We start from the raw sequence: 11770 nt of genomic DNA on the forward strand, positions 1-11770 counted from the left end.
TTATCCATAAGTTTTGGCTAAATTTCTGTTCTAGCATAGGATTGTGTAATTGATTATATTTGCAGTTAATTTATATTGCTTTGAACTTTCGTTAAAGTAATAGTAATTGCAAACGATAAAACCAATCAGCCATCAAGCCTGCCCGTTTTATTGCCAAACGCCGAAACTGACTACCTCGTTGCAAGTATGAGCTTTGCGGCAATGCTGCGTACTGCTGAAGTATGCTCATTGCAGGTTTATCTGTTGTTAGCCGTACTTGTAGTGCCGCTGCTTGAGAAAAACTAGCGCGGAATGCCTGCTGGGTACGGCAAATAATACTACCAAGGTGGGTTGGTATTAACCCTGCTCCTACAGTATTTTTTTGATGTTGACGATAATAAACAGTTGGTTTAGCTAGATACAATAGCTCGCCACCTGCCTGAGCACACAATGCCAACCACCAGTCATGCATCACTATGCACTCTGGCAGCGGCAAAGCTAACCGGAGTAATGCTTGATTGCCAACACAAGTGCAACCCGTGACACTATTTTGTGCTAACAATGTAGCTAAATTGGGTTGTGGATTTAAGCCACGTTGTTGCATAAATGATACAGCCAGTGGTTGAAGTTGTGCATCTACCAATCGTAAGTCACTATGCACCAACATGGGAACAGATGATCCCAAACGCTGTTCGGCTTGTTGTAGCAGCCTCATTTGGCACTCTAATTTATTTTCAAACCACACGTCATCTTGATCTGCCAACGCAAAATAGCGACAACCGTACTGCTGAGCGTAAGTTAACAAGAATCCAAAATTATTACACACGCCAAGGCGCTGCTTAAATGTTGGGGTGAGCCATTCAATTCGCGAATCTTGCATCGCATGTCGAGCGACCAAGGCAGCAGCAGCAGTGTCAGGACCGTCGTTATGCACTAATAATCGCCAGTCGCGATAGGTTTGGCAGCGAATGCTGTGGATCTGCTGATCAAGAAATGCTGTCCCCTGATAGCTCGCCAGAAGGATTAATAATTGTGTCATGCGTTAATAACCTGATTCCAGTCTAGCTAATCGGGCGCGGATTCGTTCCCCCACAGCTGACGGCGAAAAATCCAGCTCTATGGTACGACGTGCCTCTGCGCCGATTCGGGCACAGAGCTGTGGATCATTAAACAGCGCTTGCATGCATTCCGCCGCATGTTCTGACGACGGCTCTGCCCAATGGCAGCCATGTTTATAGGGGCCATAGTCTTGTTGCAATTCAACCAATTCGTAACGGACGGGCAGTGAATTCCATGGAGTCATGAAATCCATATTACCCGACCAGCCGGTAGCAATTACCGGCTTACCCAGTAGCATTGATTCGGCCAAAGTCAAACCAAAACCTTCTGAACGGTGCAGCGAAACATAACAATCGAGATTTTGCAGCAAGCCATTGATTTGCTCGCGGTTGAAATAGGTTTCTAGCACGACTACCGAGCTATCACCATTAATACGCTCTTGCAGTATTCGTGTAAACTCGGGATTATGGTCGGTATTCATTAACTTAAGCACTAAGCGTACGTCTTGTCGATTGCGTCCAAAAGCACGGCGGAAACTATCTAATATGGCCAGCGGGTTTTTACGTTCGGCTACGCTAAGCACATCGAACATAAATCCGAATAAAAAGCCTTGCTCTGGCAAGCCTATATCAGCCCGCCTAAACCTACTCAATGGCTGTACATCTATACAATGTGGCATACGCAGCACCGGCCGATCGATTTTAGCTGAGATTGCCTCTTGGCAGAAAAACGATGGCACCCACACTTCACTAAGTAGTTGCGCAGCTTGGCCCCATGCTTCGGGAAACTCCGGCAGCTCCCATGCCCAATATCCAATATTGTAGCGTCCACGGAAAAACTCTGATCCCAAGTGATCATATGCTAACGGAATTTGGTCAGCATTAATATGCAGGAGGTTAACTGCAAAGTGCGGTAGTTCTGCTAGAGGTACCTTAATCTCAGCATTCATACGAGAGACATTACCAACACGAAAATCCAATGCTGCAATTTTTACATTGGCAGCTTGGGTAGCAGTAAGTGTACAACGCGCTGATTGACCAACGCCGCTTTCAGCAAACAAATAACCTACAACATTCAAGCCATCGTGATGATCTTCTGGACGCACAGGATGAGTAGACGTTGCGACTGATGCTGGATGAGCCTCGATTTCAAAAGCAGACCGTAATAACCAAGCATGCAATCTATGCCGGATGTTATATCCGACAAAATGACGGACTAGACCACGTCCACGCCATGCCACACTGTACAGGTGGCGCCACAGTGCTGCCTTTAGTCGTGGTAGTAAAGCTGGGTTAGGTGCTGTTCCAAGAGCCGGAAGTGCCATTGCAATGCCGCCGGCGGATGTTGAATTAACTGTTTGTTCTTGCATTCGATGGCGGATGGGTTCGACAAAACGCTCAGCAATTTTAGCCTGCTCGGTAGCGTTGCTCACAAACCAATTGGCATAGCGCAATGCATCGACACCTAACACATCGGGAAAAGCGAGCTTCAGATCGGAACGTTGCTGATAAAACTTATACGCTAGTCGAGTAATCAGTGGGTGACTGCGGCCAATTTCCACCATGGGCTGATTGAGGTATTCAATAAATGCTCGCTCGCCTTCGGTCTGGGCTAGATTAAAACTCAGATGATCACGCTGCTCGCGAAAAATCATCCGGGCAAAATCAGGAATTGGCGTACCATCTCTGAATTTGGCAAATGCATAGGAAATTTTACTGTAGCGTACTCCGCCATGCCTCCGTAGTGCTTCCACATAGTCCTCCATCAATTCGCGTACCGCTGGTGTGAGATTTTGCAAGGTGTAACGATCTTGGTGCTTGCTGAAGGTTTTACCATCTAGACTTACGCCAGAAAAATGGAAAAACACCAGTGGCTGGGCATTGACGGTGTAACCATTCTGCTCGTGTAATACGGTACGGTGATTGATATTCCAATAAGCAGTGTTCCAGCCCGGATGGCGTTCAATATGTACCCCGTCATACATACCCGGCACCATATCCATCCACTTCTGATCGACGAACAGACCACGCGGAATATCCACCACGCATTCGCGCAACATCTTCGACTGCCACCACTTCATCAGTTTTAGTGCTTCGGGTGTATTGCGCAGACCGATGTAGCCGAGGTTATAGCTGCCACTTTGCAAAATTGATAGCTCGTTAGGATGTTTGCCATCGTCTAACCAGTCACTGAGATGAGGCGTCAGCAAAATCTGGCAATTTTGTAAAATCTCGCTCATTGGCTGGAGTGAACTATACACACGAATATCAGGGTCAAAATAGAAAATCTGCTGATAGTGCTCACGCTGAGCCAGATACTCGAATACAAATGGTTTAATTGCGGTATTCAGTTCTAATATGGTGTATTGAAAAATAAAAGCATCGATCTCTGGTATGGGCAAATCACGCAAGGTCATCAAGCGGAAGTTATAGTCCTGCGGATCGATTTCTTCAGCACTGTCACATAGACAGACCGCTCGTTCCATCCATGGGGCATATTCAGCTACACTTTCCATTAAAGTACAAGCAAAGTGCAGGTAATTGCGCGAAACTATGGTAAATAAACAAGTGGAAGGATTCATGATTACTCGCGATGGCTAAGATAAGATTCAATGGCGTCCAAGCACACGACGCATGACATGACGTAGCGTAAAACGCTGAAGAAGAGCCAATTCAGTATGAGCAGCCTTGAGTTCTAATTCTTTGTTATGAAGATACTCATGAGCAGACTTAAGCTCCAACTCTCTACTATTAAGCTGCTCATGAATACTATGAAGGTGCTCATGAGCAATCTTAAGTTCCAACTCTTTACTATTAAGATGCTCGCGCAATGCATCTGCATAGACCTTTGATTCGCTAAGTGCATGACTCAGCGCTTCCTCCTGAGTAGTTGCCCGCTGATGAAAGTTATCGAGCTCTACCCGACTGTGGTGCAAATCTTCCCGAAGACTTTGCAAATTAGCTAATACTATTTGTGCGTCCAAGCAATGCCACCATTTTTCCAGGATTCGCTGCACGCTTGCTTCAATACGTTGCTGATTTGTCCATATGCCTGAACCCAAATCATCTATGCGGTAACTAGCACTAACCCCAGGGCAGTGCACAAACTCGCCTAACTGCAGAAGCTGCAGCCAGAAATCCCAATCTTCATGTAAATCAAAGCTTTCATCAAAGCGACAACCCTGCTCCCAAGCTCGGTAAGCAAATAAAGCAGCGTGTATAGGAATGTAATTTTCCGTGAATAACCGCGCTCGTGAAAATGCCGCATCAAATACATGGGTACGCTGTGCAGGTTCACCGCGTAAGCATTCAACTCCTGCATAAGCTAAAATTGCCTCAGGGTGCTCCTGGAGCATACCAACCAAACGTGCAATGTGCTGCGGATGCAGCCAATCATCATCATCCAAAAAAATCAGATAGTTTCCTTTGGAGGCTTCAAGACCCACATTAGCTGCTCGGCTGCGGGCCAGCGACTCAACATCGCTTATCAAGCGTAGAGGAAAACGTCCACACCATTCATCCATTTTATGATGGCCAATACCTTTGGCATTAACCACAACGATTTCGATATTCGAATAAGTTTGCAATGCTATTGAATCTAAAGCTTTCAGCAAGGTAGGACGATCCATGCTACGAATGATGACACTGACCAAGGGCCTATCTCGGCTATCCAGTACCAATCCCAATTCTTTCTGACGCATGTGTTCAGATTGATAAAGTTTGAGCGGATCATTGGCCAATTCTTCGGCAACAACCAGAAAATAAGCCTCGGCAGCAGTCACTTCAGCAGGTAGAGTATAAGTTCGATAACGATTAAGCGCAGCGATATCTAGATCGTAGCGCTGCTTTTCATTCTGCGAAACAAAGCATTGCATCGCCATCATCTTGCGTTCAGCAAGATCGCTGATATCTAGCAAACGGTTCGGACGCAACGGTATGCCTACTTCGTATAACGCTAACTGAATTGCTTTGCCTTTTCTTCGTACAGCTTCAACTGCTGCCATCCCTACTGCACGATGGTCTGGATGCATCTCCCACACAGAAGGGGCATAAATCAGATCAACTTTTGCTTCATTAATAGCAGTTAAAATTTCTTGAACCAGTTTCTCGCTATAGCAAACCTCTCGATCTAGATATGACCAGAAAACCAAGCTTTCATACCCCAATACTTTGGCAGCTGCTTCACATTCACGCTGACGTTGAAGCGTATAATTTGCACGTTCTTCTGCCAGAACACCGTAACTACCATCCGAAACCACAATGACATGAACTGGAGTGCCCTGTTCAACATGGCGCATGATGGCCCCTCCACATCCAAATACCTCATCATCTGGATGAGGTGCTATCACTAATACCTTATTACTGGGAATGAATGACGTCGCTTGATAGGGTATAAGCAAATTTTCCAATAACTTCTCTCGCTCAATGAATAAGAATAACTACTCAAAACGATGATAAAACAGTTAAGCTGTTTTCACCTGAAATCCATATCTCCGCTCATCAGCCACCAGCGATTACGTAATGTCTCTACTGCTGGGCCGGCACTCCAGGCATTGGCTGGAATACGAATAGATAATGCTTGCTGAATGCCGCCTGTCGCGACAAAATACGAAGCAAAATTTTCGGTAATCTGACAACTTAGCCGAGGATGGCTATTCATACCAGCTATCCTTCTTGCATGTAGGACTAGTAACGGAATCTCCTTCAATGGCGAAATGAGATCGGTGATTTCACAACCCTCTGGATTATGTCGTAGTACTAACACTCCGCGTACTTTCCTACCAAACCGATTAATGACCAATACCACCTGGTAATGCTGGTGAGGATGAGTGAGATAACGATCGCGCACGTATGTCCAGTCGCGCACGCCAACTAATGCCTCCTGCAAATCCGCAGCCATACCTTGCCAGCATTGAGCAATCGCCGTAGCAATCCAAGCCTCATTAACATTGAAGCTATCCACAACATATAATCGTGTTAGCCATCGCGGTGTTTTGGCTAAGGGCTGCCACTCTATCTCGCTCATATGCCCCGTTTCAGCATACAATCCCTGTCGCTCTGCTACTTTCATGGCCCGTTCGTTGGGAAATCCAAATCCCAGCAAATAAGGCTTACCATAACCTATATAATTTTCTAGAAAAGTAGCTGACATCAGGAAAAAAGGGCCTTTTTTTGTCAAAATACCACGCTCAGCTGAATCAACCATAACATCACCAATCTGGACCGCGATTTGCGGTTGACCAAAATAAAAAATTTTCCGGACTATCCCGCCATAATGAGCAATTAATTGATTCTCATGCCATACCCCGATTGCACGGCCTCGCCCTGCACCATATTTCCATTGCCACATGGCAGGGGTCATGCTGTGGCCAAAAGTTCGCTCAAATAAAGCTAGCATATCAGGAATCTGATTTTTTTCGAGCAAGCGCAAACGCCACCGTGGTTGCTGTTTTTTCCTGAAATGCAGTAATGCATAACCAAATCGTCCGCACGCATATTTTTCCTGATATAAACGATTGGATTTTTCCAATTGCTTAAGACACTCAGCATTTAATGAAAGATCAGCCATCAATCGTTGCCGCTGGCGCGCCGTCACATAAAGTAAATAATCCAGTGTTGGTGCAGCCATTCTGGATAAATCCAGCTGTTCAACCAATTCAAATCCCAAGCGATAAGCTAATGCCAACATATCACTTAGCAAATGTAATCCTTCCACGCCAGCTTCGACTCGACCCAAGGCAAACTCATCAATAATGAGCAAACTACCGCCTTCAGGCAGTAAATCCAACCCTTTATTAAAAATCACTAATGGCTCGATATATTGAGCAGATTCCTGAAATAAAAGAACATCAAAACTAGCTTGCGCTGCTTCAAAATCCTCCAAACGCTGGCATGCTACCTGTATTTGTGTGCCCAAGCGTTTATGTATCAATGCGATTTGTTGAGCATCCGGTGTAATGCCGTAGACTTGATATCCTTTCTGGATAAGTAGAGAAAATGTGGTTCCCAGACCTATTCCTACTTCCAAGATGCGACAGGGCGCAACAGGTAAACGGTTCAAAAGTAAATCTGTTGAATATTGCTGCGCTGCGCGAAGATCCGTTTGATTTTCTTGGAACAATCCATAATGCAAATAATCCGCTCGACCTTCTTGAATCAACAAGACATGCGCAAAAACGTTAAGCGGAAAAGATAAATCCTTATAGGGAGAGGGAGAAGCAGTTTCAGAATTTATACAGACATCCTTACCATGATAAGAGTAGGGAAGGGCCTTGTTTTTGGAAGATACTTTATTTGCATCTAACCGGGATGATTGATCAAGCTGGAGGGCCTTATTTTCCATTATCGACTTTCCAGATATGCGGTACAGTAAAATAACCTTGCAATCTTCCTTTCTGCTGGACGCGTAACGTAGCTATCCCGCTAGCTGAATCATAAATGTGTATTCCTTGCTCACAAAGTAGATAGACACTGATCAAATACTCCCCTTTGAGTAAGGGTATACGCTCAAAAACAGCACTAACCTGCCCAGTTCCATTAAGAGAACGCTTCAATGTAACATGATCTTCCCAAGTAGCGGCACTCGTGAGCATACGTCCATCCATGGCATGCAATGTAACCGCAACAGTCGGGCAGGGAATTGCAGGATCAGAAACGAACGATACTTCTACTCTAACCGTGGAGTGACAACTTTTAACAATAGCGTCACGAAAATTTTTTCCCTCGATATCCACATCTACTTTATCTAAACGCGCATGTCCACTTACATACCCGCCAACAGTGGGCGTATCAGCCGGCATGACTTCCTCACAAGGCGCAGTATATTGCTCAGTTGTGTCTAGGACACTTCTATCTAAAAACGTCTGATAAGCGGATACCACGTGCTTTACATCCCCTTCTGCCATCAACTTACCTTGATTGATCCAAAGCGCTCGGGAACACATTGACTCGATTTGGAAAAGAGAATGGGAACAAAATAAGATGGTCTTGCCACTTTCCTTTAATTGCATAATGCGATTAAAAGATTTTCGTGCAAATGAACCATCGCCAACTGATAATGCTTCATCAATGATCAGAATATCAGGATCAATGCTTATTGCTACTGAGAACGCCAGCCGTACATACATTCCACTCGAATAAGTTTTGACTGGTTGATCAATAAAATCCCGAATTTCTGAAAAATCAATAATATACTCAATTCGCTCTGCAATTTCTTCTTGAGTTAAGCCCAAAATGGCAGCATTTAACCAAATATTTTCACGCCCAGTAAAATCTGGATTAAATCCCGCTCCTAACTCCAGTAAGGCTGCCAAGTGGCCATTAACCTCGACTTTGCCACAGGTGGGTGTCAACGTGCCACAAATGAGTTGTAATAAGGTTGACTTACCTGAGCCGTTGCGCCCAATTATTCCTATTACTTCACCAGGCATTATTTCTAAATTGATTTTCTGTAATGCCCATAATTCCCGGTAATATCGGCGTCTGCCACGCCATAAAAACTGCTTTAGACGATCTTTAGGTTGTGCGTAAAGCTGATAACATTTACCAAGATCACGTGTATAGACGGCGGGCTGTAGGGACGCTGATATTTGGCTGTTATCCAAATTCATCCACAATTCCTTATATGTTTTTTTTATTCAGAATTTTGTGCATCCGCTATAAATACTGGCAGCAACGATTGAGAAGTAGTTTCAGTTTGATAAACATGGCGCCAACATAGAAAATGTAAACTTATTTCCTCAAGAAAAATATTAAATCGAAAACTATTTATTATACTATTGTTGGCTACAAAACGATGGCCTCTCAAAAATTTGGTATCAATTCTCCTCTTTAAAAGTGCAAACTTTGTTCTAATGATCAAGCACTTTTAGGATTTTTGGAAATGAGATTTCCACGCATGTTCAAACATCAGTGTAGAATACACTTTGTAAAAATAATAGCAGTTTAAGATAAATTTCAGATTAACTAGAATCTCCACTTATGCAGGCAATAGAAACTTTCTGGTACTCTTGTCTTAAGCATTTCAAGAAAGAGCTAAATGCCCAACAATTTAATACCTGGATTAAACCATTACAATTAGATATTTCTGAAAATTGTAATGATCAACCAGTTTTGATTGCACCGAATCGATTCGTCTTACAATGGGTTAAAGACAATTTTATACCTCATATTGAGGTAATGGCTCAACAACATTTTTCTAAGAAAATTCACTTTCAATTAATACTTGGAAATACATTTGATGCAAAGAGCTCTAAAGATGAAAGCTTACACAATATAAATAACAATTCTTCTGTTCAATCATTAATTACTAAACCTGTACCCAAAAAAAGAAACGCTAGTCATCTAAATCCCAATTTTACTTTTGATAGCTTTGTTACTGGAAAAGCCAATCAGCTCGCTCGGGCTGGTGCAATTCAAGTTGCCGAACGTCCCGGTATCGCTTACAACCCTTTATTCATTTATGGTGGAGTTGGTTTAGGCAAAACACATTTAATTCAAGCTATTGGTAATTATGTTTTTGAAAACGATCATGAAGCGAAAATACGCTATGTACATGCTGAAAAATATGTTTCAGATGTAGTCAGTGCCTACCAACACAAGTCATTTGATAAATTTAAATTGTATTATCACTCACTAGATGTTTTACTTGTTGATGATGTTCAGTTTTTTGGGGGCAAGAATCGTACTCAAGAAGAATTTTTCTATGCTTTCAATACACTCGTTGAAGCTCATAAACAAGTCATTATTACTTGCGATAGTTATCCCAAAGAAATATCGGGCTTAGAAGAGCGTCTGGTATCAAGATTTGGTTGGGGTTTAACAGTTGCGGTTGAGCCACCAGAGCTAGAAATGCGGGTTGCTATTCTTTTGAAAAAGGCATTGATAGAGAAAATTGCTCTAGATGAGAATGTTGCTTTTTTTGTTGCGAAACATATCCGCTCCAATGTTCGTGAATTGGAAGGCGCTCTAAAGCGGATACTGGCTTATTCTCGTTTTACAGGCCATCCCCTTTCCTTGGAGTTAGCAAAAGAAGCGTTGAAAGATTTGTTAGCTGTCCAGAACCGACAAATCTCTATCGAAAATATTCAAAAAACTGTCGCTGATTACTACAAAATTAAAGTAGCTGAGATGTACTCTAAAAAACGTACGCGCATCGTGGCAAGACCTAGGCAGGTTGCTATGACAATTGCCAAAGAACTCACGCCATTAAGCTTACCTGATATTGGGGAAGCATTTGGGGGACGAGATCACACAACTGTCTTGCATGCTCACCGGAAAATCACAGAATTACGCTCATCTGATCCCATCGTAAGCCGGGATTATAATGCTTTATTACATATTCTACGGGGTTGATGTGGATAATTTGTATATAAAATCTGAATAGTTTGAGGATAATTCCAAAGAAAATTAATTTCTCAAATTTATCCCCAAATTATTCAATTAAAACTTTTATTTTATACAAGCCTGGAATTCTATTTAAGTTTTTGATATTTATTCTATTTTTATAGATATACCGGAATTGAATTATATTTATATACTCTTATTAAAGTTTAAATAATATGAATTTAATAAAAGCTAGCCGGGACTTTTTACTTAAGCCTTTGCAAATTGTTAATGGCATTGTTGAGCGGCGTCATACTCTACCAATACTTTCCAACGTGTTTATTAAGCAAGAGAACGGGAAAATCATTTTTGTAACCACTGATCTTGAAATAGAAATTGAAACGTATTTACAAACTTCTGAAACAGTAATCTCACAGGAATTTTCTGCTCTTACCGTTTCATCAAAAAAGATGCTGGAGATATTGCGTACTTTTTCTTCCGATACAGAAGTTACCCTAGCAAAAATTGATAATCGTCTACAAATTAACGCGATTAAAAGCCGTTTCAGCTTGCAAATACTTCCTGCAGATGATTTTCCGAGAATGCCAAAGGAAGAAATGCCAGAGAGCACGCTTACGCTCTCGCAACAAAATTTAAAGAATCTTCTTCACTTAGTACAATATGCTGTGGCGCAGCAGGACATTCGCTATTATCTGAATGGATTATTGCTTTTAATCGAAGGCAAATATCTAAAGTTTATAGCTACGGATAGTCATCGTCTTAGCTATGCTTCAATTGAATTGGAAGATGAATGGGAAAGAAAAGAAACTATCATCCCCCGAAAAACTGTGCAGGAGCTTTCAAAATTACTTAATGAAACTGAAGAACCCGTTATTATAGAAGTCTTTCCAAAAAAGATACGCTTTGCTTTTTCAGATATTGTATTAACTTCCAAAGTCATCGAAGGGAAATTTCCAGACTTCAATCGTGCGATTCCCGTGAATAATACCAAGCAATTCAGTATAGATCGTCAAAGTTTTTTGCAAGGATTGCAGCGAGTTGCCATTCTATCCAATGCAAATGAGAAGTTTCGCGGCGTAAGACTAGTGATTTCAAATGGCATGTTAAGTATCGTTTGTAAAAATAGTGAGCAAGAGGAAGCCCAAGAAGATCTTGAAATTGACTATAACCAAGATACTATCGATATCAGCTTTAATATTAATTACTTGCTGGATGTATTAAATAATCTCAATAGCGATAGCGTTCAATGTGCTTTTGAAAATGCTAATAGTAGTACTTTAATAACCATTCCAAAGAATGATCATTTTAAATATGTCGTGATGCCGATGCGATTGTAAAAAAGAAAAAAACTCCAAAATTACTTTGGTAGGCAAAATATTTTTAAACAT

General features: G+C 42.2%; 7 protein-coding genes. 2 read left to right on the top strand and 5 right to left on the bottom strand.

The genetic code is table 11. The annotated features are described in order from the left end of the window. Positions 1-91 precede the first annotated feature (91 nt). From BM122_RS09030 to BM122_RS09050, 5 genes are all read right to left on the bottom strand, one after another. The gene (locus tag BM122_RS09030) at positions 92-1018 is read right to left on the bottom strand and encodes a glycosyltransferase (RefSeq protein ID WP_074905266.1); all 927 of its coding nucleotides are present in this window, start codon (positions 1016-1018) and stop codon (positions 92-94) included. Between the two features lie 3 nt (positions 1019-1021). Further along, positions 1022-3619, bottom strand: a complete 2598-nt coding sequence (locus BM122_RS21595; RefSeq protein WP_083398421.1) for a glycosyltransferase family 4 protein — start codon at positions 3617-3619, stop codon at positions 1022-1024. Positions 3620-3646: 27 nt separating this feature from the next. Then, a complete protein-coding gene (locus BM122_RS09040; RefSeq protein ID WP_074905267.1) occupies positions 3647-5446 on the bottom strand; it encodes a PIG-L family deacetylase in 1800 nt (599 codons plus the stop codon). A gap of 65 nt (positions 5447-5511) precedes the next feature. After that, the gene (locus BM122_RS09045; RefSeq protein WP_074905268.1) at positions 5512-7380 is read right to left on the bottom strand and encodes a GNAT family N-acetyltransferase; all 1869 of its coding nucleotides are present in this window, start codon (positions 7378-7380) and stop codon (positions 5512-5514) included. After that, positions 7370-8647 carry an ABC transporter ATP-binding protein gene (locus BM122_RS09050; RefSeq protein ID WP_074905269.1) on the bottom strand — a complete coding sequence of 426 codons (1278 nt, stop codon included), beginning with the start codon at positions 8645-8647 and terminating at the stop codon, positions 7370-7372. Before BM122_RS09050 ends, BM122_RS09045 begins: the two co-directional genes overlap by 11 nt. Positions 8648-9017: 370 nt before the next feature. Between BM122_RS09050 and dnaA the strand changes: the two genes are divergently transcribed. Continuing rightward, positions 9018-10391, top strand: a complete 1374-nt coding sequence (dnaA, locus tag BM122_RS09055; RefSeq protein ID WP_074905270.1) for a chromosomal replication initiator protein DnaA — start codon at positions 9018-9020, stop codon at positions 10389-10391. 206 nt (positions 10392-10597) lie between these two features. Continuing rightward, positions 10598-11719: a DNA polymerase III subunit beta gene (gene dnaN / locus BM122_RS09060; protein WP_074905271.1), complete on the top strand. Its 1122-nt coding sequence runs from the start codon at positions 10598-10600 to the stop codon at positions 11717-11719. The last annotated feature ends 51 nt before the right edge of the window (positions 11720-11770 follow it).

The sequence above is a fragment of the Nitrosomonas communis genome (assembly GCF_900114745.1).
In the GTDB taxonomy this organism is placed as follows: domain Bacteria; phylum Pseudomonadota; class Gammaproteobacteria; order Burkholderiales; family Nitrosomonadaceae; genus Nitrosomonas; species Nitrosomonas communis_A.